The organism is Salinimicrobium sediminilitoris, from assembly GCF_020866905.1.
Taxonomy (GTDB): domain Bacteria; phylum Bacteroidota; class Bacteroidia; order Flavobacteriales; family Flavobacteriaceae; genus Salinimicrobium; species Salinimicrobium sediminilitoris.
Genome location: NZ_JAIVCC010000009.1, coordinates 79,844 through 105,947, shown reverse-complemented (window position 1 = coordinate 105,947; position 26,104 = coordinate 79,844). Strand labels below are relative to the sequence as shown.

General features: G+C 41.2%; 22 protein-coding genes. 6 read left to right on the top strand and 16 right to left on the bottom strand.

Annotation, left to right across the window (positions count from 1 at the left end; translation table 11 throughout):
* The first annotated feature begins 124 nt into the window (after positions 1-124).
* Positions 125-1,222, top strand: coding sequence for an endonuclease/exonuclease/phosphatase family protein (locus LA313_RS10385; protein ID WP_228914636.1), 1,098 nt, complete (start codon positions 125-127; stop codon positions 1,220-1,222).
* Here the strand turns inward: LA313_RS10385 and LA313_RS10380 are convergent, their stop codons facing one another.
* From LA313_RS10380 to LA313_RS10370, 3 genes are read right to left on the bottom strand one after another with little or no spacing between them, the layout of a single operon-like run.
* Positions 1,223-1,612 carry an acyl-CoA thioesterase gene (locus LA313_RS10380; RefSeq protein WP_228914632.1) on the bottom strand — a complete coding sequence of 130 codons (390 nt, stop codon included), beginning with the start codon at positions 1,610-1,612 and terminating at the stop codon, positions 1,223-1,225.
* Between the two features lie 23 nt (positions 1,613-1,635).
* Positions 1,636-2,064, bottom strand: a complete 429-nt coding sequence (locus LA313_RS10375) for an NUDIX domain-containing protein (protein ID WP_228914631.1) — start codon at positions 2,062-2,064, stop codon at positions 1,636-1,638.
* Positions 2,065-2,069: 5 nt separating this feature from the next.
* Complete coding sequence (locus LA313_RS10370) at positions 2,070-3,422, bottom strand: NAD-dependent succinate-semialdehyde dehydrogenase (RefSeq protein WP_228914630.1); 1,353 nt, start codon at positions 3,420-3,422, stop codon at positions 2,070-2,072.
* A gap of 160 nt (positions 3,423-3,582) precedes the next feature.
* Between LA313_RS10370 and LA313_RS10365 the strand changes: the two genes are divergently transcribed.
* Both LA313_RS10365 and LA313_RS10360 read left to right on the top strand, forming a co-directional pair.
* A complete protein-coding gene (locus LA313_RS10365) occupies positions 3,583-3,990 on the top strand; it encodes a glyoxalase (RefSeq protein WP_228914629.1) in 408 nt (135 codons plus the stop codon).
* A 93-nt stretch (positions 3,991-4,083) separates the two neighbouring features.
* Positions 4,084-4,536, top strand: a complete 453-nt coding sequence (locus tag LA313_RS10360; RefSeq protein ID WP_228914628.1) for a GreA/GreB family elongation factor — start codon at positions 4,084-4,086, stop codon at positions 4,534-4,536.
* Between the two features lie 3 nt (positions 4,537-4,539).
* On the opposite strand, the gene LA313_RS10355 is transcribed toward LA313_RS10360, so the two are convergent.
* Positions 4,540-6,585: an HD family phosphohydrolase gene (locus LA313_RS10355; protein ID WP_228914627.1), complete on the bottom strand. Its 2,046-nt coding sequence runs from the start codon at positions 6,583-6,585 to the stop codon at positions 4,540-4,542.
* A gap of 114 nt (positions 6,586-6,699) precedes the next feature.
* Between LA313_RS10355 and LA313_RS10350 the strand changes: the two genes are divergently transcribed.
* Both LA313_RS10350 and LA313_RS10345 read left to right on the top strand, forming a co-directional pair.
* On the top strand, positions 6,700-7,878 hold the full coding sequence (locus tag LA313_RS10350; RefSeq protein WP_228914626.1) for an acetyl-CoA C-acyltransferase: 1,179 nt from the start codon (positions 6,700-6,702) through the stop codon (positions 7,876-7,878).
* Positions 7,879-7,903: 25 nt separating this feature from the next.
* Positions 7,904-8,650 (top strand): C40 family peptidase, encoded by a 747-nt coding sequence (locus tag LA313_RS10345; protein WP_228914625.1) that lies wholly within the window; start codon positions 7,904-7,906, stop codon positions 8,648-8,650.
* 52 nt (positions 8,651-8,702) lie between these two features.
* On the opposite strand, the gene LA313_RS10340 is transcribed toward LA313_RS10345, so the two are convergent.
* Both LA313_RS10340 and gyrA read right to left on the bottom strand, forming a co-directional pair.
* Positions 8,703-9,980 carry a tetratricopeptide repeat protein gene (locus LA313_RS10340; protein ID WP_228914624.1) on the bottom strand — a complete coding sequence of 426 codons (1,278 nt, stop codon included), beginning with the start codon at positions 9,978-9,980 and terminating at the stop codon, positions 8,703-8,705.
* 22 nt (positions 9,981-10,002) lie between these two features.
* Complete coding sequence (gyrA, locus tag LA313_RS10335) at positions 10,003-12,558, bottom strand: DNA gyrase subunit A (protein ID WP_228914623.1); 2,556 nt, start codon at positions 12,556-12,558, stop codon at positions 10,003-10,005.
* A 259-nt stretch (positions 12,559-12,817) separates the two neighbouring features.
* On the opposite strand from gyrA, the gene LA313_RS10330 reads away from it, so the two are divergent.
* Positions 12,818-15,379, top strand: a complete 2,562-nt coding sequence (locus LA313_RS10330; RefSeq protein ID WP_228914622.1) for an ATP-dependent Clp protease ATP-binding subunit — start codon at positions 12,818-12,820, stop codon at positions 15,377-15,379.
* A 52-nt stretch (positions 15,380-15,431) separates the two neighbouring features.
* On the opposite strand, the gene hisIE is transcribed toward LA313_RS10330, so the two are convergent.
* The 10 genes from hisIE to LA313_RS10280 all read right to left on the bottom strand — a co-directional run bounded on the left by hisIE (position 15,432) and on the right by LA313_RS10280 (position 26,102).
* Complete coding sequence (hisIE, locus tag LA313_RS10325; RefSeq protein ID WP_228914621.1) at positions 15,432-16,037, bottom strand: bifunctional phosphoribosyl-AMP cyclohydrolase/phosphoribosyl-ATP diphosphatase HisIE; 606 nt, start codon at positions 16,035-16,037, stop codon at positions 15,432-15,434.
* A 277-nt stretch (positions 16,038-16,314) separates the two neighbouring features.
* On the bottom strand, positions 16,315-17,070 hold the full coding sequence (gene hisF, locus LA313_RS10320) for an imidazole glycerol phosphate synthase subunit HisF (RefSeq protein WP_228914620.1): 756 nt from the start codon (positions 17,068-17,070) through the stop codon (positions 16,315-16,317).
* A 141-nt stretch (positions 17,071-17,211) separates the two neighbouring features.
* The gene (gene hisA, locus LA313_RS10315; protein WP_228914619.1) at positions 17,212-17,931 is read right to left on the bottom strand and encodes a 1-(5-phosphoribosyl)-5-[(5-phosphoribosylamino)methylideneamino]imidazole-4-carboxamide isomerase; all 720 of its coding nucleotides are present in this window, start codon (positions 17,929-17,931) and stop codon (positions 17,212-17,214) included.
* A 99-nt stretch (positions 17,932-18,030) separates the two neighbouring features.
* Positions 18,031-18,639, bottom strand: a complete 609-nt coding sequence (hisH, locus tag LA313_RS10310; protein WP_228914618.1) for an imidazole glycerol phosphate synthase subunit HisH — start codon at positions 18,637-18,639, stop codon at positions 18,031-18,033.
* A 40-nt stretch (positions 18,640-18,679) separates the two neighbouring features.
* Positions 18,680-19,816, bottom strand: a complete 1,137-nt coding sequence (hisB, locus tag LA313_RS10305; protein WP_228914617.1) for a bifunctional histidinol-phosphatase/imidazoleglycerol-phosphate dehydratase HisB — start codon at positions 19,814-19,816, stop codon at positions 18,680-18,682.
* A 2-nt stretch (positions 19,817-19,818) separates the two neighbouring features.
* The gene (hisC, locus tag LA313_RS10300) at positions 19,819-20,865 is read right to left on the bottom strand and encodes a histidinol-phosphate transaminase (protein ID WP_228914616.1); all 1,047 of its coding nucleotides are present in this window, start codon (positions 20,863-20,865) and stop codon (positions 19,819-19,821) included.
* On the bottom strand, positions 20,858-22,156 hold the full coding sequence (hisD, locus tag LA313_RS10295; protein ID WP_228914615.1) for a histidinol dehydrogenase: 1,299 nt from the start codon (positions 22,154-22,156) through the stop codon (positions 20,858-20,860). Before hisD ends, hisC begins: the two co-directional genes overlap by 8 nt.
* A gap of 11 nt (positions 22,157-22,167) precedes the next feature.
* On the bottom strand, positions 22,168-23,025 hold the full coding sequence (gene hisG, locus LA313_RS10290) for an ATP phosphoribosyltransferase (protein WP_228914614.1): 858 nt from the start codon (positions 23,023-23,025) through the stop codon (positions 22,168-22,170).
* A 209-nt stretch (positions 23,026-23,234) separates the two neighbouring features.
* Positions 23,235-24,050, bottom strand: a complete 816-nt coding sequence (locus LA313_RS10285) for a prohibitin family protein (RefSeq protein ID WP_228914613.1) — start codon at positions 24,048-24,050, stop codon at positions 23,235-23,237.
* A 21-nt stretch (positions 24,051-24,071) separates the two neighbouring features.
* Positions 24,072-26,102: a VWA domain-containing protein gene (locus tag LA313_RS10280; protein ID WP_228914612.1), complete on the bottom strand. Its 2,031-nt coding sequence runs from the start codon at positions 26,100-26,102 to the stop codon at positions 24,072-24,074.
* Positions 26,103-26,104: the final 2 nt, after the last annotated feature.

Below are 26,104 nucleotides of genomic sequence, written 5' to 3'. Positions count from 1 at the left end.
AAGCAGATAAATACTCAATTACTCTTAAAAAAATTTAAAGATTTGGAGTTTTGTCCTCGTTTTAGGTACTAAAAACATACTTTAGATCAATTTTTAAAAATCTTATCAAACTCATCTTTATTCCATGTCAATAAAAGGTTTTCTTCAGGCGTTTGGTATTATTGCTGTTGTTCTATCTCTTTTTCCTTTTGTCGCTACCGATTACTGGTGGATAAGGATGTTTGATTTTCCCCATGTACAGCTTACCATTCTCACGCTGGTGGCTCTTGTGGTCTACTTCTTCAGGTTTGATCTGCGTAACTGGAGAGACTATACTTTTATATTTGTACTGGCAGGATGTTTCTTACTGCAACTGGTTAAAATATATCCCTACACTCCGTTTGCAGACCAGCAGGTTAGAAAAAACACAGCTGCTGTGCCGGCAAGCAGTATTAGTATTCTGGCTACTAATGTGCTGCAGAAAAATGAGCATTACGACAAAGTCGTAGAAGAAATCTTTAGGCAGGATCCCGATCTTCTAGTTTTTACTGAAACCAATTCCTTGTGGCGAAATGAATTACGTAAATTACTTAAAGAGTTTGATTACGAGTACCGTATGGAGATGCCGCTTGATAATACCTACGGAATGCTGGTGTACTCCAGGTTGGAACTGGTAGACCCTCAAATAAAATTTCTGTTGGAAGACAGCATTCCCTCTATGCATACAAAGGTGATTTTACCTTCCAAAGAATTGATTCAGCTGCACGTTATTCATCCCACACCACCCATGCCTCCACATGATGCTTCTTCAACAGACAGAGATGCACAAATGATGTTAGTGGCAAAAATGGCAAAAGAATCGAAGCTTCCTGTAATTATTACAGGGGATTTTAATGATGTGGCCTGGTCTGAAAGTACACAGCTTTTCCAAGAGGTGAGTGGATTACTGGACCCCCGCAAAGGAAGGGGCTTCTATAACACTTATAACGCAAATAGCTGGCTTATGAGGTGGCCCCTGGATCATTTATTTGTTTCAGATGAATTTAGACTGGTGAAAATGGAAGTGGGTAATGATGTGAAATCCGACCACTTTCCACTTTATGCCAAATTGAGTTTGGAGCCGGGAGTAAGGGCTGTACAAACTGCAACACCTGCCAGTCAAAATGAAATGCAGGAGGCAGAAAAACAAATTGAAAAAGAAGAGGAAAAAGACAGAAAAGAAAAAGCAGAAGGCAAAGAATAGTTAATCTTTAAGACGGTCTTTCACAAATTCGATCTCTGTTTTCCCGTGAGGTTTTGCCCGTCCCTTTTCATCAAGGGAAACCATTACGATCCTTTCAATAGAAATAATTACTTCCCGGGTCATCTTATTGCGAACTTCGCAACGCAGGGTAATTGAAGCAGTCCCGAATTTTACCACATCCATACCTATCTCAATAATATCACCTTCCCTGGCGGAACTTTTGAAATCAATTTCACTCACGAATTTCGTGACAGTGCGGGGATTTTCCAATTGAATTATAGCATAAAGCGCGGCTTCTTCGTCAATCCATTCTAAAAGTCGGCCGCCAAACAAGGTGCCATTAGGGTTAAGATCCTGGGGCTTTATCCATTTACGGGTATGAAATCTCATAGGGGTTATTTTGAATGATAAAGTTAAGCATTCTTCCGAAAATATTCCTCCCTGGCCACCTTTAGAATTTCTGAATGGTCAAAAGCAAGTTCGGGAAGATCTGTGATAGAAAACCAGTGGGCTTCGGCGGCATCATCATTTCCTTCCACTTTTTCTTTAGAAGTCACCTCTCCCCAGAATGTGATACTAATGGTCCTGCCCCTGGGATCTCTTCCCGGAGCACCAAAAGTGTGCAGCTGTTTTAATTTTTTGATTTTTAAACCTGTTTCTTCTTCAAGCTCTCTCTTTGCTCCATCTTCCAATGGTTCCTCATCTTCGAGAAACCCTCCCGGGAGAGCCCATTTGTCTTTAAAAGGATCTTTTTTTCGTTTGACCAATAACACTTTAGGATTCTGCTTACTCCTGTAAAATATCACACAATCTGTAGTTACCGATATATTTTGCTTTGACATAATTTCTATTTAAAATAAACCGTCTGAATATTCACAAACTCTCTAATCCCGAAGTTGGAAAGCTCCCTGCCATATCCAGATTTCTTAGTACCTCCAAAAGGCAGGCGGGGATCGCTTTTTACCAGTTCATTGACAAAAACGGCCCCATCCTCAATTTGAGGAATAAGTTTTTGGGCCCTTTCCTTACTGGTGGTAAACAGCGAAACACCAAGGCCAAATTGAGTGGCATTAATAAGGTCTACTGCTTCCTCTTCTGTTTTAAATGTGGTAATTCCTATTGCAGGTCCAAATGTTTCCTCTTTAAATACCGGCATTTGGGGTGTTACATCTTTTAAAACAGTAGGTGCGTAAAATGCCATTTTCCGCTCCCCTCCTGTTAAGATCTGAGCACCCATCTTCACCGAATCCTTCACCTGTTTTTCCAAATCTTCGGCAAGATCTTCTCTGGCTTGCACTCCTATAAAGGTATCTTCATCCATAGGGTCACCGATCTTTAAATCCTTCACTTTTTTCAGAAATAGATCTGTGAATTTTTCGGCGATACTTTCCTGTAACAAAAGACGTTTTCCTGCAATACAACTTTGTCCTGTATTTTGGAAACGTGCCTGGACACAGGTCCCGACCGCCTCCTCCAGGTCTGCATCGTCGAACACCACCAGTGGATTACTTCCTCCCAGTTCCAGTACAGTTTTTTTGATCTGCCTGCCAGCCGTCGCGGCAACAGCACTCCCTGCCCCTTCACTACCCGTGAGAGTTACAGCTTTGACCCTTTTATCCTGCAGTACGTCGTCAACCTTCTTACTGCCAATTGTAAGGTTTTGGAAACAACCTTCGGGAAATCCTGCTCTAATAAACACTTTTTCAAGATTCTTCCCGCACATCATTACATTGCTGGCGTGTTTTAGCACTCCCACGTTACCTGCCATTAAAGCCGGTGCCGCAAACCGGAATACCTGCCAAAAAGGGAAATTCCATGGCATAATTGCCAGCACCACACCTAAAGGGGCGTAATTCACATAGCTATTAGCTGCATCGGTCTCAATAACTTCAGGAGCAAGCTGTTTTTCAGCATTTTCTGCATAATACTCACATACCCAGGCACATTTTTCAATTTCAGCAATAGATTGCTTTATTGGCTTACCCATTTCTTTAGTGATCACTTCTGCATATTCCTGCTTGTTTTTCCTGAGTTCTTCCGCAGCATTCAGCATAAGCTTTGAGCGAAATGAAAATGAGGTGGTTTTCCATTCATGGAATACGGCTGTGGCCTTTTCCAGTGCGTTGTCAATATCTTCTGAAGAGGATTCCCTATGTTCTTCAATGGTTTCCCCTGTATACGGATTTTTTGAAAGGATCATAAAAAGGTCTTTTTCTAAAGGTAAAAAGAACATGGTACGGGGAGAAATTATTAATGGGATTTTAACTGAAGCTTAAATTGTTCACAACAAGTTTATAATTCTTAAATAAAAGGATTACAGAGATTTCCTTGTTTTATTATCTTTAAGAAAAAGCCCCGTTATGAAAGATCGTGAACAAAGTCTACTGGAGTTAAGACCCTACATCGAGTCTGCAGCAGTGAATGCTTCCACCCTTCCCGAGGAACAATTTCAAAATAGAACCCTGCGCCCGGTGATCCTGCTTCAAAATGACCTTTTACTGGAAGCCTTCAGAAACTATGTGCAGAAATATAAAAATGGCTTTTACGAAATGAATGTAGAAAAACGAATGGCGTACATTGAAAACGCTATTCAGAAGGACATAAAATTCCGAAACAGCTTAAAAGGGATGATCATTGGTCAATTCACCATTGAGGAATACCGCCTCTACATAACCAACTCTTCTGCTCTTAATAAAAGAATGATGAACCTGGTTAAAGAAAGGCTCCTGAGTAATATCCAACTCCTCGACAGACTTTCTGTCGTGTAACCTGCTGCACTGGAAAACCTGTATTTATTAAACTTTTGCTAATTGTTCTTTATTGAATATTGCGTTGGCTAATTTTAAAGAAAACGCAACAAAATGAGCATTAACAAAGAAGAATTATTCAACAAATGTCTTGATATGGTCAATGATAGAATTGACCAGTATAATGAGAAAATGAATACCATTACAGGCCAGAATGAGCAGCATAAATTCCATCCCGATTTTGACGAGTATGGAAATAAAGGCGAAATGCTCACCGAATATGAAAAAAATGCAGCATACCTTGACAGGGTGCGAAGTATGAAAGAAACTCTGGCCAATCTCGATAGAGAACACCGCAGCGAGGTCGTACGTCCGGGAAGTGTGGTAGAAACTAAAAACGGATATTACTTTGTCTCTGTGCCCTTAGGTGAGATAGACATGGAAAGTGGAAGTAAAGTTTATGCGATCTCTACAGATGCTCCCATTTATAAAGAAATGGAAGGTAAGAAAGCCGGCGACTCTTTCAGTTTTAGAGACGGCGAGGTGGACATTGTCAAAGTTTGGTAAATCCTATTCCGGATATTCGATCCTTAGGTGGTAAATGTTTTTTAGTTTCCGCTTAAGGATCTTTTTCACCTGCTGAATTTCCATAAAGGTAATATCTGAATTGAGGAACTGCCCATCTTCCATTTGTTTATTGATGATCTTTTCAACAAACTCATCTATGGTTTTAGCCGTAGGTTCTTTAATACTCCTGCTGGCTGCCTCTACACTATCACACATCATCAAGATGGCCGTTTCCTTACTAAAGGGCATTGGACCAGGGTATCTAAAATCATCCTCATTTACGTGCTGGTCATTGTCCATTGCTTTTTTCAGAAAATAATACACTGTAGTAGTACCATGATGTGTCCTGATGAAATCAATCACCCTATCTGGCAGATTTCTCTTTTTAGCAATTTCAATTCCATTTATTACGTGTTCAATGATAATGTCGGCACTTTCTTTAGGGGAAAGTTCATCATGAGAATTGACAGATGTTGTCTGGTTTTCGGTAAAATAAGTAGGATTGCGCATTTTTCCAATATCATGGTAAAGCGCTCCTACCCTTACGAGCATCGCATTTGCATTGATCTCATTGGCTGCTGCCTCTGCCAGGTTGGCCACGTTAAGCGAATGGTGAAAAGTTCCCGGAGCTTTATCTGAAAGTTCCTTGAGCAGTTTTGTATTTGTGTCTGAAAGCTCCAGCAGCGACATATCGGAGATCAAACCAAAAATCTTTTCGTAAGCATAGATTAGCGGCTGCACAAAAAGGGTTGCCAGACCCCCCAACAGGAACATGAGAAAAGTTTCAGATTCCACTTCGTAGATCGAACCTTCCTGGATTACCGTAAAAGCAAAATAGGAAACTATATACACCAATGTGATCTGTCCAACGGTAATAAAAAGATTAGCTCTTTTATATAATTCGGAAACTGTGAGAATGGTCACGATCCCTGCAATGATTTGGAGGAACATATACTCGTAGCTGTCGGGCACAATAAATCCGAGCAGTAAAACGGTGATAACGTGCGTAAAAAGCCCAAGGCGGGAATCAAAGAACCCTTTAATGGTTAACGGCAATACACACAAAGGAACCACATATACATACGCCACATTAAAACGTATGATCAATACGGTAAGCAGTACCATGAGGGTAACGTTAAAATAGATGAAGGTTACTTTTATATTATTCTGAAAGATATCATAGCGATATTTTCTAATAAAGAGCATCAACATGAGCAGGGCGAGGAAAACAAGCAGGGTGTATCCAACAATTACCCAATTGTAGTTGGCTTCGCTCCACACCTGTGACTCATACTCCGCCTTGAGAGAATTGAGGACCTGTAATTTATCCCCTTCCACTACTTCTCCTTTGGCAACAATAATAGTCCCCCGCTCTACATTACCCCTGGTATAGGAAATCTGGTTATACCGACTTTCCAGATCATTTTGGGTCAGCGCTTCGTTATAAGATACATTGGGCTTTACGGTATCAAAAAACAGCCCGATCAACTCCTCCCGATAATTCTGTAACTGTGCCTGATCTATTTTTCGATTAAGGAAATCCCTTAACTGGCTCTGCTTTAATATGCTTTTGTAGGTCACTTCGGTTACCTCATTCCCTTCCCGCAGGTACACCAATTGATCTGGACTAAGAGGAACTATCTCCTGCAGTACTCCTGCATCGTATATCTCTTCAAAAGTATTTTGGATGAATTCTTTTAGGCGCATATTTTCCCTGCGCGTAAGTGTATCGGGAAAAATACGCACAAATTGCCCTTCCAGTGCAGCCTCTACTTCTTCGACAGCTTCAGCATTATAATCGTAGTAGGGAACGTGGCTTTTATTGATCTCTTCCTTTTCTGCAGAGAGTTCTTCGGGAGTCTTTAAAATGGCAAAATCAAAGGGAGCGTAAAGGTTTTCATACTGCCATGGTTTACCTTTTGGGATCTCATATTTAAACTTGCCTCCTTTCGGAAACATGTAAACAATGATCACAGTAGTAAGTAGGAATAAAAAAACCTTGTAAAAAAGGTCCTGGTTTTTATAAAGACTGTTTACAAACGATTTCATACAGGGACAATATCTTATCAAAAGTACTAAAAAATCCCGGCTGAACTGTAGACATTGGTTTGTTCCTTTTAAAATGATTAAATTCGCAAGTGTAAAATCTTAATCCTCTAAACCATGAATAAGGAAGTAGTAATAGTAAGCGCAGTAAGAACTCCAATAGGAAGTTTCCTTGGCAGCTTATCCACCGTTCCCGCAACAAAATTGGGATCAACAGCAATAAAAGGAGCTCTCGATAAGGTTAATCTTAAACCCGAAATGGTTGACGAAGTACTTATGGGGAACGTAGTACAGGCCGGTGTAGGACAGGCTCCTGCAAGACAGGCAGCTCTTGGTGCCGGTATACCTACAAGTGTACCGTGTACTACTGTAAACAAAGTTTGCGCCAGTGGAATGAAGGCAGTAATGCAGGGAGCACAGGCTATAGCCAATGGAGACGCCAATATTGTGGTTGCAGGAGGAATGGAGAACATGAGTCTTATTCCACACTACTTACACCTAAGAAACGGACAAAAATTTGGTCCGGCTCAGATGGTTGACGGAATGCAAAAAGATGGGCTTGTCGATGCTTACGACCAGAATGCTATGGGAGTAGCTGCAGATCACTGCGCCAAAGAAAATAATTACTCCCGCGAAGAGCAGGATAAGTTTGCCATTCAGTCTTACGAAAGATCCAGAAAAGCCTGGGAAGAAGGAAAATTTGATGAAGAAGTTGTACCGGTTGAAGTACCACAGAGAAAAGGGGATCCTGTTATCATTAAGGAAGATGAGGAGTACAAGAATGTGAAAATGGACAAAATAGCTTCCTTACGTCCGGCTTTTGGCAAGGAAGGTACTGTAACTGCCGCAAACGCTTCAACTATTAATGATGGTGCAGCTGCACTAGTGCTTATGAGCAGGGAAAAAGCTGAAGAACTGGGAATGGAAATATTAGCAAGCATCAAGGGATTCGCAGATGCCGCTACAGACCCTATCTGGTTTACCACAGCTCCAGCCAAGGCACTTCCAAAAGCTCTTGATAAAGCAGGCGTTTCTATTGATAAAGTGGACTTCTTCGAGTTTAACGAGGCCTTCTCTGTTGTAGGCCTGGTGAATATGAAGATACTGGAACTGGAAGATAAGAATGTGAATGTAAATGGAGGAGCTGTTTCTTTAGGACATCCGCTGGGATGTTCCGGTGCCCGTATAATCGTTACCTTGCTTAATGTGCTTAAGCAAAATAATGGAAAAATAGGTGCCGCTGCTGTTTGTAATGGTGGTGGTGGAGCCTCGGCTATAATCATTGAGCGTTCATAAATCCTTTTTCAAAGCACATTTTTGAATGCAATATGCCATTTGTAATTTAGGCACGGTTGGCCTTAGAGCAGAACCTGCACATACTGCCGAAATGGTTAGCCAGCTGCTTTACGGGGAGACATTTAAAGTCTTGGAAGAAAGAGCAAAATGGTCCAGGATAAGAACTTCTTTTGAAGCTCTTGAAGCCTGGGTTGAAAATAAACAACTTCATAAAATAACTGAAGCAGATTTTGAAAACCTGACAAGTAATGCTCTCGAGCTTTCGGCTGATCTTATGGAGTTTGTCATGGAATCTGATCGTTTAATACCTATTCCATTGGGATCTGTATTGAACGGAGTTAGACTTTTAGGGCATCAGCATTCAGGTTTGGTATCTATGGGAAACCAGGCAAAAGAAAAGCTGATCGAAACCGCATTTTTATATCTCAACGCCCCATTTCTTTGGGGTGGAAAAACACCCATGGGAATTGATGCGAGTGGCTTCACTCAAATGGTTTATAAACTTAATGGTAGTAAATTATCCAGAAATGCTGCTGATCAAGCCCGACAGGGAGAATCTCTAAGTTTCATTGAAGAAAGTGAACCCGGAGACCTGGCGTTTTTCGATGGTCCCGATGGGGTAATTAATCATGTTGGGATCATAATGAGCGACAATTATATTATCCACGCCGATGGTAAAGTGCGGCTTGATCGCATAGACCATTCGGGAATTTATAATTCGGAACTGCGAAAGCACACCCATAAATTGAGAGTGATCAAAAAAATCATATAAAAAAAGCCCGTTCAAAAATTGAACGGGCTTTTTCTTTATTGTTTATTCTAAACTACTGCTTTGGAGCAGCCTCTGCATTTGAAGTTTCAAGTTCAGCAATCTTTACCTTCATTTCTTCTGCCTTTTCAGTTTCATTGATCTGGTAATAGATATTCATCATGGTTCTTGCAGCTTCAATGTTTGTTGGATCTTTAACCATTACCTTTTCAAGGTGTGGAAGAGCTTCTTTATAGATTCCCTGACGCTCTTCTGCAAGTTCCTCATATTTCTTTTGATCTGCTTTGCTCATACCAAGGCTATTCATTTTCTCTACTAAAGGAGCTTCCTTCGAAAGAATAACATAAGCGATATTGATTCTGGCATTTGACATTTCCGGATCAAGTTCTATAGCTTTCTTGTAGTACTCAATCGCACGATCATTTTCTCCAAGTTCTGCAGAGCTTACTCCCATATTATAGTAAAGGGTAGCATTATTTGGATTTTGTCTTACCACTTCTTCAAGGATCTCACGGTATTTCCCCATATCTCCCATTTGGTAATACATATCGGCTTCTGCCTGCATAAGAGTAGCGTCATTAGGATTAGCCTCTTTTGCTTTTTCCATTGCAGCAACAGCTTTCTCTTTTTCACCTTTTTCGATGTAGATCAAAGCAATGTTCTTGGCAATTTCTCCTTCTTTGGATTCTTCTTTCTTTTCCTGTGGGTTAATATAAGTTCCAGATTTTACGAAAAGATCTCTTTGCTCTTTTGAAGCCATTCTCTCTTCTTCACCTGTTTCTTTATTTACTGCAGTATAAACGATTTCTTCTCCTGTAAATCCAAGATCCTGAAGCTCCTTATAATATCTTAAGGCTTCATCATAATCTTTAGAGTTCACAGCATTAGAAGCTGCATAGTACAGGTATACTGTATCGCGATTACTCATTCTGTAGCTTGCTTCAAGTTTCTTAGAAGCTTCAGCAAAATTCTGAGCATTTTGATCTGTAATGGCAGCATTCACTAATGCATTACTTACAGTAGACATTCCCTGCTCCGCCTGTTCCTGGCCAAGCTCCTTAGCTTTTTTCATCGCTTCGGCCGCTGCCATAAGATCGGCAGTAGGAACATTTTCTCCATTTCCTACTAATGCATATCCTCTGTAAAGGTAGAAATCGGCTTTCTCATCATTATCGGCATCAGCCAATTTTGCTTCTGCCTCCTGAAGATAATTTTTAGCTTCCTGAAATTCTCCTTTTTCAACTGCCTTACCGGCTCTTTTAATTTCCTTTTTTTGGGCAAATGATACGACAGTAAACATAGCAAGTGCCGCCGTAAATACTCTGGTTTTCATCTTTTTTGGTTTTGATTTAAATTTATTCCTCACTATCGTTTGCAATAGTTGTGCCATCCTCATTTTGATCAGTAATCTCGGGGGTTGCATCTCCGGCTATATCCTCAACATCTTCCTCCTCGTTGATCACTTTTGCCACTGCAGCAATAGAGTCATTATTCTTTAAGTTAATTAACCTAACCCCTTGCGTGGCCCGGCCCATTACTCTTAAATTAGATACAGATATTCTAATGGCCAATCCAGATTTATTGATGATCATAAGATCATCAAGATCGGTCACGTTTTTAATGGCAACAAGGTTACCGGTCTTGGCTGTAATTGAAATGGTTTTCACACCCTTACCTCCACGGTTGGTAATTCTGTAGGTTGGTTCCCCATCCTCGGGGTCATCTATATAAGTACGTTTACCATATCCATTTTCTGAAACCACAAGTATGGTCTCTTCCATCGGGTTCTCTACGGTAATCATTCCTACTACCTCATCATTATCATCTGCTAGAGTAATTCCCCGAACTCCAGAAGCGTTTCTTCCCATAGGTCTGGTCTTGCTCTCATCAAAACGAATGGCTTTACCACTCTTAAGAGCCAACATGACCTGACTTGCCCCGGTGGTCAATCTTGCTTCAAGAAGCTCATCTCCCTCCCGAATTGTAATCGCATTGATCCCGTTGGTCCTCGGTCTTGAGTATTGTTCAAGAGAAGTCTTTTTCACCTGCCCTTTCTTGGTAGCCATCATAACATAATGACTATTGATATACTCCTCGTCCTTTAAATCTTTGGTACAAATAAAAGCCTTCAGCTTATCATCCGGCTCAAGATTGATCAGGTTCTGGATTGCTCTGCCTTTTGAAGTTTTACTACCTTCAGGGATCTCGAACACTCTCATCCAGAAACATTTACCTTTTTCAGTAAAGAATAACATGTACTGGTGATTGGTGCCAATAAAGAGGTTCTCCAGGAAATCTTCATTCCGCGTTGTAGAACCTTTTTGTCCTACCCCTCCCCTGTTTTGAGTTTTATATTCTGTTAGTGATGTGCGTTTAATATACCCGGCATGTGAAATAGTGATCACCACCTGTTCATCCGGGATCATATCTTCCATGCTTAGGTCTCCACCGGCATACTCAATATTAGAGCGTCTTTCATCTCCATATTTTTCTTTAACCTCCAGCATTTCTTCTTTGATCACATCCATTCTTCTTTCCTTACGGGCAAGAATGTCTTTAAGATCCTCAATGGTCTTCATGATCTCTTCATACTCAGCACGTAGTTTGTCCTGTTCAAGACCTGTAAGTTGTCTCAAACGCATTTCTACGATAGCCTTTGCCTGGACCTCAGAAAGCTCGAAACGCTCGATCAATTTTGTCCGTGCTTCATCGGCATTACTGGAAGCCCTTATTAATGCTATTACCTCATCAATATTATCTGAAGCAATAATTAATCCTTCCAATATATGCGCACGCTCTTCGGCTTTGCGAAGTTCATACTCCGTTCGTCGCACCACAACTTCATGCCTGTGTTCAACAAAATGGTAGATCATATCCTTCAAATTGAGCATTTGAGGACGTCCCTTTACCAGAGCAATGTTGTTGACGCTAAAGGAGTTTTGAAGCGAAGTATGTTTGTAAAGAAGGTTAAGAACGATGTTGGGAATAGCATCTCTTTTAAGGATATACACTATTCGCATTCCATTACGGTCAGACTCATCTCTAATAAGAGAAATACCTTCAATCTTCTTATCATTTACAAGTTCAGCCGTTTTTTTGATCATTTCAGCTTTGTTGACCTGGTAAGGGATCTCAGTGACAATAATCGCCTCTTTACCTGCCACCTCTTCAGTATGAGCCTTGGCTCTAATCACCACTCTTCCACGACCGGTTTTAAAAGCTTCCCGAACTCCGTCATACCCGTAAATTGTTCCCCCGGTTGGAAAATCGGGAGCCTTTACGTGCTCTATAAGTTCATCTATCTCAATATCATGGTTGTGGATGTATGCTATCACGCCGTCAACAACTTCTGAAAGATTGTGAGGCGGCATATTGGTAGCCATACCTACGGCGATACCACTGGCTCCATTCACCAAAAGGTTCGGGATACGTGTGGGTAGTACTGAAGGTTCGTGAATAGTGTCATCAAAGTTAAGCTGCATATCGACTGTTTCCTTGTCAATATCGGCCAGCATATCTTCACTTATTTTGCGCATCCTTGCTTCGGTATAACGCATAGCAGCGGGGCTATCGCCATCAACCGAACCAAAGTTACCCTGCCCGTCTACCAGCATATAACGCAAGCTCCATTCCTGGGCCATACGTACCATAGTGTCGTAAACAGAAGAATCCCCGTGTGGGTGAAACTTACCTAATACTTCCCCTACAATTCTAGCAGATTTTTTGTGAGCTCTGTTGGAAAGGACTCCCAACTCATACATTCCATATAATACCCGGCGGTGAACCGGTTTCAACCCGTCACGCACGTCTGGCAGGGCACGTGACACAATGACCGACATTGAATAATCAATGTAAGCCGACTTCATTTCATCTTCAATATTGATAGGAATTAACTTTTCTCCTTCAGCCATAAATATTCTATTATTTTGGTTCAAAAATCTAACGTGCCAATTTACGCATTTTAGGCTAGCCGGGTACACTATTCATTGAGGTTTTCTTGTATTTTATTAACAAATTTTTAGTTGTGCTTGGTTAATAAGTTCATTACATTCTGCTTTGTTTTATTAAACCAAATTCGTCAATTAGCTTTACTTCAGAAGAAGACAATAGATACAATCGGGTATGGTTTTTGAAACCTTGATATAAATAATCAGAGAGAAAGGAATTAAAATGGATGATAATTTTTCACCAAGAGTAAAAGATGTGATTGCCTATAGCAAAGAAGAAGCCTTGAGGCTTGGACATGACTTTATAGGCACAGAGCATTTAATGCTGGGTCTTCTAAGGGATGGAGATGGCAAAGCCATTAATATACTTCATGCCCTGGATGTCGATCTCACTCACTTAAGAAGAAAAGTAGAGATCCTTAGCCCTGCCAACCCAGATGTGGCCGTAGAATCTAATGAGAAGAGAAATCTTCACTTAACCCGCCAGGCAGAAAGAGCTTTAAAAACCACATTTTTGGAAGCCAAGCTTTTTCAAAGTACTTCTATAAATACTGCGCACTTGTTGTTATGTATTTTAAGGAATGAAAATGATCCTACAACAAAGCTTTTAAATAAGCTTAAGGTGGACTACGACGGGGTTAAAGACCAGTTCAAATATATGATCACGAACGATGACGATTATATAGATTCTCCTACTTCTGAATCTTTTTCAGATGAAGATGCAACTTCAGATGATTCCGGAAAGAGCAATCCTTTCGCAGGAACGCCTGGAAAATCTACCAAGAAGTCAAAAACTCCTGTTTTAGATAACTTCGGAAGGGATTTAACTGCCCTTGCAGAGCTGGATAAACTGGATCCTGTTGTAGGTCGTGAGAAAGAAATTGAACGAGTTTCGCAGATATTAAGCCGAAGAAAGAAGAACAATCCACTTCTTATTGGAGAACCGGGTGTTGGTAAATCGGCAATTGCTGAAGGTCTTGCCCTTCGAATTGTAAAAAGAAAGGTTTCAAGGATCCTTTTTGACAAACGTGTGGTAACACTTGATCTTGCCAGTTTAGTGGCAGGCACAAAGTACCGCGGGCAGTTCGAGGAAAGAATGAAAGCCGTTATGAACGAGCTTGAAAAGAATGATGACATCATCCTTTTCATTGATGAGATCCATACCATTGTTGGTGCAGGTGGCGCAACCGGAAGTCTGGATGCCAGCAATATGTTCAAACCTGCCCTCGCCCGTGGTGAAATACAATGTATTGGTGCCACCACACTAGATGAGTACAGGCAGTATATTGAAAAAGATGGGGCTCTTGAAAGACGTTTTCAAAAGGTAATTGTAGAGCCTACAACCATTGAAGAAACTATCGAGATCCTTAACAACATTAAGGATAAATACGAAGAACACCATAACGTAACTTATACAGACGAAGCCATACAGGCATGTGTGAAGCTTACCAGCCGGTATATGACAGACAGGTTCCTCCCAGACAAGGCCATTGATGCCCTGGATGAAGCAGGGTCGAGAGTGCATATAACCAATATCGATGTTCCAAAACAGATTCTTGAACTGGAACGCAAGCTTGAAGAAGTAAGGGAGCTAAAAAATACTGTTGTTAAAAAACAGAAATATGAAGAGGCTGCCAAACTGCGTGACGATGAAAAGAACATAGAAAAGGAACTGGCAAAAGCCCAGACAAAATGGGAAGAAGAGTCGAAAATGCACCGCGAGACGGTGACCGAAGACAATGTCGCCGATGTGGTATCTATGATGACCGGTGTTCCTGTAAACAGAATTGCACAGACAGAGATCAATAAACTTTACAAATTACCGGAGTTGATCAAAGGCAAAGTAATTGGCCAGGATGAAGCTGTAGGAAAAGTTGTAAAAGCCATCCAACGTAACCGTGCGGGGCTTAAAGACCCAAACAAGCCAATTGGTTCCTTTATTTTTCTTGGTCAAACAGGGGTTGGTAAAACCCAGCTGGCAAAGATCCTTTCCCGTGAACTGTTCGACAATGAAGATGCACTAATACGTATCGACATGAGTGAATACATGGAGAAATTTGCGGTGAGTAGATTGATTGGTGCACCTCCTGGATATGTAGGTTACGAAGAAGGGGGACAGCTTACCGAGAAGGTGAGACGTAAACCTTATGCTGTAATCCTGTTAGACGAGGTTGAGAAAGCTCACCCAGACGTGTTTAACATGTTATTACAGGTGCTTGATGATGGATATTTGACTGACAGTCTTGGTCGTAAGATCGACTTTAGAAATACGATCATTATTATGACCTCTAACATTGGAGCAAGAAAGCTGAAGGATTTTGGACAGGGAGTAGGATTTGGTACAGCTGCAAGAACTTCTCAGGCAGACGATAATGCCCGTAGTGTGATCGAAAGCGCCCTTAAAAAAGCATTTGCACCCGAATTCCTTAACCGTGTTGATGACGTTGTTATCTTCAATCCTCTTGAACAGGAAGATATCTTTAAGATCATCGATATCGAACTTGAAAAACTTTTTGGTAGAATTGGAGCTCTGGGATATGACCTTGAGTTAAGTCCTGAAGCTAAAAAATATATTGCCGAAAAAGGTTTTGATAAGCAATACGGTGCTAGACCACTAAACCGTGCAATCCAGAAGTATATCGAGGATGCGCTAGCAGAAGAGATTATTACCTCTCACATTTCTGAAGGTGATAAAGTCTATATGGATCTTGATGAAGAGAAAAAGGAATTGACTATAAAGGTTGAAAAAGCCAAAAAAGAGACAAATTCCGAAGATTCGAAGTAAAAACTTTTAAATAAAATAGAGAGAGCCTGTGACAAACCGTCACAGGCTCTTTTTATTTTTTACTGTGTCTATCCCTCAATATTCCTGTAACGTCTTTCAAATTGTATCCTTTAGCCTGCAGGAGGATAAGATAGTGAAACAGCAAGTCGGCACTTTCGTTTAGAAACAGATCATCGTTATTATCCTTGGATTCAATCACCACTTCCACAGCCTCCTCTCCTACTTTTTGGGCGATCTTATTGATACCACTTTTAAAAAGAGAAGCCACATAGCTCTTCTCATTTTCGGGATTTGATCTTCTGTCTGCGATCACCTCTTCCAGCTGAGTCAAAAATGGTATTTCTGAAGCATTTTTTTCTCCCCAGCAAGTATCGGTTCCTTTATGGCAGGTTGGTCCCTGAGGATTTACCAGGACAAGCAGTGTATCATTATCACAATCTAGTTTCATGTCCACAAGGGTCAGAAAGTTTCCGCTTTCTTCCCCTTTTGTCCATAGTCGCTGTTTGCTCCTGCTGAAAAATGTCACTTTTTCTAACTCTTTGGTCTTTTTTAATGCTGCTTCATTCATATAGCCCAGCATCAACACATTCTTCGTCTCTGCATCCTGAATGATCGCAGGCACTAAACCGTCTTTATCTTTACTAAAATCTATATCCATTTCATTATTTTTTTATTATAACTATTCTGTTGTCAGGCCGAGCGAAGTTGGGACCTCCTTTTGAACCAAGCACCAGGCACCAAATTCCAAATTCCCATAATAACTTGCGACTTGCAACGTGCAACAGTTTCTTGTCCCGCGAATCTCACAGATCTCCGCAGATTACCCCCCAGTTTTCCAATTACAAACCCGTAACCGGCAACCCGCAACCCGCAACTTCAATTAAAACCCAATTTTTTAAACAAACCCCAATTAACTAATCACTAATCACCAGTAACTATAATCTAACTTCAATACCCTTCTCCTTCATCTTCTGCTTCAAATCCTTAATTTCAATTTCTTTAAAATGAAAAACACTGGCTGCTAATGCAGCATCAGCTTTCCCCTTAATAAAGGCATCGCAAAAATGATCTTTACTCCCTGCTCCGCCTGAAGCAATTACAGGAATACTCACCATCTCTGAAATTTTTGCCAAAGCTTTATTAGCAAATCCTGCTTTGGTCCCGTCATGATCCATAGAAGTGAAAAGGATCTCTCCTGCACCACGCTCCTCCACCTCCTTAACCCAGTCAAAAAGGTCAATTTCCGTAGGAACTTTTCCGCCTACCAAATGCACCAGCCAATTATCCCTCACCTGCTTTGCATCTATGGCCACCACGATACACTGCTTTCCGAATTTTGCCGCCAGTTCATTGATCAACTGCGGATTCTTAACTGCAACCGAATTAATGGCAACTTTATCGGCTCCATTCTGCAGTAAAACATCAACATCTTCTACTGAAGAAATCCCGCCGCCAACAGTAAACGGAATATTTATTGTCGCCGCGACTTTTCTTACCAGCTCAGCAAGAGTTTTTCTTTTTTCTTCGGTGGCTGAAATGTCCAGGAACACCAGTTCATCTGCCCCCGATTTGGAATATGCTTCAGCCAACTCCACAGGATCTCCGGCATCCCGCAGACTTATAAAATTCACTCCTTTTACCGTTCTCCCGTCTTTAATATCGAGGCAGGGAATTATTCTTTTTGTTAACATCTTATAGATCTTAGATTTGAGATATGAGAATTGAGATTCTTTTCACTAATCTATTCTCGTATATTATCATTTTAAATTGGTGCTTGGTTCTTGGTGCTTGGTATTTGGTGCTTTTCACTTTTGGTGCCTGGTTCTTAGCTCTCAAGAAATAAATTTCTCCAACTGTTTTAAGCTAATCTTATTCTCGTAGATCGCCTTTCCTAAAATAGCTCCTTCACAGCCAATTTCCTGCAGCTTTGGTAGATCATCGAATTCAGCAATTCCTCCGGAAGCTATCAGGTTCAAATCCGGAGTTTCATTTAATATTTTCCTGTACAACTCAAAAGAAGGGCCCTGGAGCATCCCGTCTTTGGCAATATCTGTGCAGATCACGTACTGAATCCCTTTTTCGGAATACTTCTGAATAAATGGAACAAGGTCTTCTTTAGATTCTTCCAGCCACCCGCTTACTGCAACCTTCTCATCTTTTGCATCTGCCCCTAAAATGATCTTTTCGCTGCCATACTTTTCTAACCAGGACAGGAAAGTTTCAGGATCTTTAACGGCTATACTTCCCCCGGTGATCTGGGAAGCTCCGCTGTTAAACGCTATTTCCAGATCTTTATCAGATTTTAGACCTCCTCCAAAATCAATTTTTAAATCTGTACCCGTGGCAATGCTTTCCAAAACCTTGTAATTAACAATATGCTTTGATTTGGCACCGTCCAAATCCACCAGGTGCAAATATTTTATTCCGTGGTCCTGGAACATTTTCGCCACCTCCAGCGGATTCTCATTATAAATTTTACTGGTATTATAATCACCCTGTGAAAGTCTAACGCACTTCCCGTCGATGATATCTATAGCCGGTATTATCCTCATAGTAGTTAGTATTTAGTAGTGAGTATTGAGCAAAAGTGATTGTCACCTCGACCTGATACGAACAGTCAAAAATCTTCAAATCCTCACATTTTCAAATCTTCAAATTTTTAGAAAGTTTTCCAGAATTTTCTCTCCTGCACTGCTACTCTTCTCCGGGTGGAATTGTACTCCGTGAAAATTATCTTTTTTTAAAGCAGAAGAATAATTGACTCCGTAGTCGCATTTAGCTATGGTTTTAGAACAAACAGGAGCGTAAAAACTGTGCACCAGATAAACAAACTCATTTTCTTTAATGCCTTTGAAAAGATCAGTTTTCAGGTCCTTTATCCGGTTCCAGCCAATATGCGGCACTTTTAAGGTTTTTTCAAAATGGACCACATCTACATCAAAAATTCCGAGGCCTTCAGTTTCTCCTTCTTCAGATCGATTGCACATGAGTTGCATGCCCAGACAAATTCCCAGCACCGGCTGCTTCAATTGCGGAATCAATTTATCCAGCCCTGTACTTTTCAGCTTTCTCATCGCCGAACTCGCCTCTCCCACTCCCGGAAAGATCACCTTATCTGCTGACTTAATTTCTTCTGCATCGTGACTCAAAATTCCTTCATAGCCAAGCCTCTCCAAAGCAAATTTTATACTTTGTATATTTCCGGCTCCGTAGTCAATAATTACTATTTTCTCAGAAGCTATTTTACTCTCAATACTCATATCTCAATTCTAAAATCTCATATCTAACATCTCACGTCTATTAAAGCATTCCCTTTGTTGACGGCAGGATCATTTTATCGGGATCTCTTTTTACCGCCACTTTTATTGCTTTCGCAAAAGCCTTGAAAATAGCTTCAATCTTGTGGTGTTCATTGGTACCTTCAGCTTTTATGTTCAGGTTTGCTTTTGCTCCATCGGTAAAGGATTTGAAGAAGTGGTAGAACATTTCTGTAGGCATGCCTCCAATCATTTCCCTTTTAAATTCTGCTTCCCAAACCAGCCAGTTCCTTCCGCCAAAATCAATAGCCACCTGCGCCAGGCAGTCATCCATTGGCAATGCAAAACCATAACGTTCGATCCCCAGTTTGTTACCTAATGCTTTTGAAAAGACTTCCCCTAAAGCGATGGCAGTATCTTCTATGGTGTGGTGCTCATCTACCTCCAGATCTCCCTTTACTGCAATCTCAAGGTCCATTTGACCGTGACGCGCAATCTGGTCCAACATGTGGTCAAAAAACTTGATTCCCGTATCAATGGTACTTTTCCCGGTGCCGTCAAGATTGAGGTAAATATTAATATCGGTTTCATTGGTTTTCCTGCTAATGTTAGCAGTGCGTTCCTTAAGTTTCAGGAATTCGTAGATATCTTTCCAGCTATTTGTTTCCAGCTGAATAACCTTATTAAGCTCCTCCTTTTTTACAGAAATCTCGTTACTCCCCAGGTCTTCATGTCCAGTAATAAAAATTCCCTTTCCTCCCAGGTTCTTCGCAAGTTCCATGTCTGTAAGCCGGTCACCAAGAACAAATGAATTTTCCAGATCGTATTTTTCAGGATCGAAATAAGCTTGCAGTAATCCTGTTCCCGGTTTTCTTGTTGGAGCCTTATCTTCAGGGAAAGTCCGGTCGATGATCACTTCAGAAAACTTCACGCCCTCATTTTCAAACGCTTTAAGAATGAAATTCAGCACCGGCCAGAAAGTGTCTTCCGGAAACGAATTTGTTCCTAATCCATCCTGGTTGGTTACCATCACCAGCTCAAAATCCAGCTCCTGTGCTATTTTTGACAGGTATTGGAAAGCTCCGGGATAAAATTCCAGTTTTTCAAAATTGTCAAGTTGAAAATCTTCCGGCTCCAGCACAATTGTACCGTCACGATCTATAAATAATACTTTTTTCATGCTTAAAGTTGCTTTAAAATCTCAAGTAATTGATTGTTTTCTTCGGGGGTTCCCACCGTAAATCTTAAGGTATTTTCACACAATTCCTGGCTGCTTCGGTTGCGCACTACCACGCCCGCCCGGAGTAACTCCTCATATTTTTTATTCGCGTCATCCACCCTAACCAATAAAAAATTGGCGTCTGATGGAAAAATCTCCTTTACAAATGTCATTTTTGAAAGGTGAGTACGTAGCTTTTCTCTTTCTTGCAGGATAAGTTCCACCTCTTTCTCCACAACTCCCGGATTTTCTAGCCGCGCCATTGCCTTTTTCTGCGTAAGCTCATTTACATTGTATGGCGGCTTTATTTTATTGAGAATTTTTATAATTTCTTCGGAAGCATAGCAGCTCCCAAGGCGAATTCCGGCCTGCCCATAAGCTTTTGAAAGGGTTTGGGTGATCACCAGGTTTGGAAATTCCTGAAGCCGCTCCAACCAACTTCTTTCAGCTGAAAAGTCAATATAAGCTTCGTCAATAACTACCAAGCCATTGAAGTTTTTCAGGATTCGCTCTACGGAAGTTTCCGAAAAAGAGTTTCCGGTTGGATTATTTGGCGAGCAGAGAAAAATAATTTTCGTCTGATCATCAACTTTTTGAAGGATACTATCCACATCAGGCTGAAAATCCTGTTTCAATACCACTTCCCTGTCTTCAACTTCATTCAACCCCGCCAAAACTTTATACATCCCGTAAGTGGGAGGCAAAGTGATCACATTATCGATCTGAGGGCGACAAAAGCCTCTAAAGATCAAATCCAGCACTTCATCACTGCCATTCCCAAGCAAAATTTGTGCTGTGGAAAGCCCTTTTTGAGAGGCAAGCACCTCCTTTACCTTCCCTTGCTGCGGATCGGGATAACGGTTTACACCGTTGTCAAAAGGATTTTCGTTGGCATCCAAAAATGTCATTTTTCGGCCGTCTGTTTTATACTCGTCCCTTGCCGAGGAGTACGGCTTCATTTTCAGAACATTCGGTCGCACCAGGCGTTCCAGGTTAAAATCCCTATTCATTACCAGAAGTTTTAAGCTTGTTTAACCTTAGAGTAACCGCATTTTTGTGGGCCTGGAGACCTTCAGCTTCTGCCATTAACTCGATGGAGTTTCCAATCTTTTTAATTCCTTCCGCAGAGATCTTCTGGAAAGTAATTGCCTTGGTAAAGCTGTCAAGGTTGACTCCGCTATATTGCTTTGCATAACCGTTCGTTGGTAGAGTATGGTTTGTACCCGAAGCATAATCACCGGCACTTTCAGGCGTGTAATTACCAATAAAAACAGATCCCGCATTGTTTATTCCTTCCACGAAGAAATCAGAATTTTCGGTACAGATGATAAAATGTTCCGGTGCATATTCGTCTATAAGTTCCAATGCTTTTTCAGCAGAACTCATGTAGATAAACCTGGAGTGCTCTATTGCTGCCTTTGCGATCTCCTTCCGCGGAAGTTCTTCAATTTGTGAGGCAATTTCCTTTTCTACCTCTTCCAAAAGCTGTCTGGAGAGAGAGACCAGCACCACCTGACTATCGGCTCCGTGCTCTGCCTGTGAAAGCAGATCGGAAGCTACAAAAGCTGCATCGGCAGTTTCATCGGCGACCACAAGTAATTCTGAAGGTCCCGCAGGCATGTCGATTGCCACATTGAATTTGGTGGCAAGCTGCTTGGCCACGGTGACATATTGATTTCCGGGTCCGAAAATTTTGAAGACTTTGCCTATACTTTCAGTACCAAAAGTCATTGCTGCCACTGCCTGAATACCTCCAACTTTGTAGATCTTTTCTATGCCGCAAAGTTTGGCTGTATAAAGGATCACGGGATTGATGGAACCATCTTTTGCAGGAGGTGTGCAAAGGCTCACTTCTTTACATCCTGCAATTTGTGCCGGGACTGCAAGCATTAATATGGTAGAGAATAAAGGAGCTGTACCTCCGGGTATGTACAGGCCAACTTTTTGTATTGGTCGTTTTTCCTGCCAGCAATTCACCCCGTCAACGGTTTCAACAGCTACTCTTTCTGTTATTTGGGCGGCATGGAACTTCCTTATATTTTCTGTAGCCAGATCAATGGCAGCCTTTAATTCTGCCGGGACTTGCAATAAGGCGTTACTTATTTCGGTTTCGCTTACTTTAAGGTTTGGCGAAATGTTTCCATCAAACAGTTTGGAGTATTTCTTCACAGCTTCATCACCCTGCTCTTTCACTTCTCCGAAGATTTGTTCCACTACTTTTTCAATATCTTCAACCGTTTGTGTAGGTCGTTCCAGAATGGAGTTCCATTCAGTGCTTTCAGGATCAAAAAATTTCTTCATTTTTTCGACTTTTATAGTACCATTTTTTCAATAGGTGCAACGAGTATACCTTCGGCTCCATTCTGCTTTAACTCATCGATCACCTCCCAGAATCTCTCTTCTGAAATTACTGTGTGAAGTGAGCTCCAGCCTTCTTCGGCCAAAGGCAGAACCGTAGGACTTCTCATCCCCGGTAGTAGCTTCACTACTGCATCGAGCTTCGAATTAGGAACATTCATTAAAATATACTTTGAGTTGCGTGCACGAAGCACTGACTTGATGCGAAACTGAAGTTTTTTAAGGATCTCATTTCTTTCTGAAGAGATCTGTGGCGACACTGCCAGTACAGCTTCACTTTGAAGCATTACTTCCACCTCTTTCAGATTATTCTTGAACAGTGTACTCCCACTGGAAACAATATCACAAATAGCATCGGCAAGGCCAATATTGGGTGCGATCTCGACAGAACCGTTGATGATATGAAGATCGGCTGTAATTCCCTTTTTAGAGAGGTAATCTTTTACAGTGTTGGGATAAGAAGTAGCGATCCTCGCTCCCTGTAAATCCTGCACCCCGTTATATTTTGCAGACTTGGGCACTGCAAGGGAGACGCGACATTTTGAAAAGCCAAGCTTTTCGGCAGTTACAATATCGTCCCCTTTTTCTATTAAAACATTCTCCCCAATAATGGCTACATCCACCACCCCGTCTCTGAGGTATTGAGGGATATCACCATTTCTAAGATAAAAAACTTCAAGAGGAAAATTACCCGAAGCTGCTTTTAGCTGTTCTCTCCCATTGTCTACAGAGATGCCTGCATCTTTTAAAAGTTTTAAGGAGTCGTCGTGCAATCTCCCCGATTTCTGTACTGCTATTCTAATTCTGTTCATGTGGTTAAATTTGTGTTCAGGCAGACCAAAGGGAATAAAAAAACCCGCTTGAGCTGCTCAAACGGGTTTTTGAAATATGGATTATACACATATCAATCTCACCTCGCAAGAGCGAATAAATGAGAATGATGATGATGTAGTTGTTTTGCTGTCATTATAAGACAAAATTAATTTTTTATTTTAAACTAAAACAAAAAATTCAATAAAAATTAATTATTTCCCAGGATCAATGGCATTCCATCATCTCCGGAACCAATCACCACCACTTTTGCGTTAGGTGATTTCGCAAGCTCAACCGTGGCCTGAATACCTTTTTCACGAAGTACCAGAGGTGTCAAAGATGCATTAAGGATCTCGTTAGCACGGGCTTTACCTTCAGCATCAATACGTTGTCTTTCAGCTTCCTGTGTGGCTTTCGTTAAACGAAATTCATACTCCAATGATTCCTGTTCCTGGCGTAGCTTTCGTTCAATAGCCTCTTTAATTGTAGCGGGCAAGGAAACGTCACGTACCAACACTTCATTAACCTGCACATACTGATTTTTAAGTAGTTTTTGAGTTTCTTCAAAAATTTCCTGTTGTATAGCTTCTCTTTTACTCGCGTAAAGCTGTTCAGGATTATACCTTCCAACAACAGCACGGGCAGCAGAGCGTACCGCAGGTTGTAAAACCCTTTGCACGTATTGCTCACCTCTTTCTTTGTGTAACAAACCAAGATCTTCGTAATCTGGCTCAAACCAAATTGAAGCATCAAGTTTGATCTCCAAACCATTTGAAGAAAGTACCTGCATTTTTTCATCCAGGGATTGTTGACGCACCTCGTAAACAAATACTTTATTCCAGGGAGCTACAAAGTGAAAACCTTCACTAAGTGGTGGTTCATCTGTAACCACTCCGCCTCCAAAAGTTTGGTAAAGCACTCCTGCTTCTCCAGAGTTAATAGTAACCGTAGATTTGGCAATAAGAATAACTAAAATAATTCCTGCAAAAAGAATTGGCAGGCCAATTTTGGGCAATCTGTCCATAAATAGTAAATAAAATTATAATTAAATTAAACCGAAATATTTACGAAAAAACCACTCTGCACTAAGAGCTAAAACAATGATTCCCAGTAAATATTTCCAGTCGATCAAAGATACGTCGTTTTTGCGGCTTTTTTGGATTGTGGGATAAGAATCGGCCGATAAAAGTTCACTCTTAAGCCTCTCAAAATCATTGAGAAAATAAAGATTCTGTCCCTGGAGTTGTGCAATATTGCGAAGACCTTCCAGGTTAGCCCGTGCAAATTGTTTTTCCACATCAAAATCTAAAATTCTGAAGCTTCCGGAGCGGGACAAATTTTCTCCTTCTACCTTCACGGTAAAATCATAATCTCCACCCGAAAGACTGCTTAGATCTACTTCAAAAGACCTGTCATTCAGCAGAAACGGAATTTGCCGTTGCTCCCCCGTTTCCTTATTCTTAACCCGCAATTCAAGTGCAGCCCGGCGATCAAATTCATAGCTTTGATCAAAATAATCTGCCCTAATAATAATTTCTTCACTTTCATTATACAGAGGTTCATGTTTTACCACCAACCTATCCTGCCTGCTTCCGGAAGCCAAAAAATGTACGAACTTCCCAATAAGATCATCAAATTTTTCAAATGAACCGGTCTCCCTGAAGCTCATTCCTCTCCATCGCCATATATCTGCCCCAAATAAAAACCCGATTTTAGATTCTCCAGCGGTAGTAACTCCCAGGAGAGGCATTGTCGTCTCTACGCCCTGCACCTCCCGGTAAAGCAGAACATCAAGAGCTCCGGGAGCATTGAGATTTCCGAAATTACCCTCCAAAGGCGGAAAATCTGAAAAGCCAATTTCCTCTGTTTGAAAAGCTTTAAAATTCTCATTCCAAACCGGGAAATATTCTTCTGGCTGGTTGGTGATTTCCTGTTGAAAAAGCTCCTGCTGTTGGTTTAAGAATCTCCAGTCTGTCTTTGGACCGGTAATAAGAAAATAATTCCGGTTTTGTGCGTATAACTGTTCCATCACACTTCTAAACCTTGCATCGGGCTGGTAAAGCATCACGAGCTGGTATTCTTCAAGATCTGAAACTTCAGGAATTGGTTTTAATTCAACTTCCCTTTGCTGATTGCTTTCTATTGCTTTTTTGAAGGCTCCAAGATCGGGGTGTAAAAAAGAATATGCGATGAGGACTTTTGTTCGCTCATCGATCACTTCCATCGCAAATTCCCGGGTATTGTTGACAATATTCTTTTCGCCCGGCAGCTCTCTTACCCGCACCTCAAAGTTTTGTACACCTACAGCATTGGCAGGAAGTTCTACCCGCACAACTTCCGCATTATCTTCGGAAGAAAAAGATAGTTGTTGCGAATGAACTACTGTATTTCCTTTTCGAATCTCCAGCCTTGTCGCTACGGAAGTATCTCCTGAATAATTCAGCATGATTTCAACCGGAAAGCGATTATTCAGAAATGCATATTTATTGACATTGATCCTGGAAATACTTAGATCCTGATAGCGCACTGTGTCCCCCACAACTACCGGAAGCACCGGCTGACTTAATCGCTGCGCTGCAAAGGTGAACTCCTCACCCAAGGTTTGATTTCCATCTGAAATCAGCACAACGGGAGCTACGCGCCCTTCATAAAGCGTGGAAAGATCATTGAAAACAGCCGGAAGATTGGTTTGAGGATCTTTAAAATCATAAGAATCGGCAGGTTTTAGATCCCTTCCGAAGGAAAAAGTCTCAATTTCAAAATTTTCCTGAAGTTCGGGATCAGTAGTAAGCTGGGTTACCAGAGTCTGTACTTCCTCTCCTGCACCAAATTCCCTAATCGAACCAGAATTATCTACTGCAAGGACCAAATTTGGTTTTTCATTATAGTACTCGGTCCTGTTGATCTTTGGATTGATGAGCAGTAAAAGAAGGGCAAATATTACAAGAAAACGTAGGGTGGCAAAAATGACATTTTTGGAGCGGCGTCCTTTAGCCTTATAAAAATACTGGAACAATGCCAGTGCCAGCGACAGGAGAAAAGCCCCAATGAGAAGAAAGATCGTAGTTGCCGGCATTC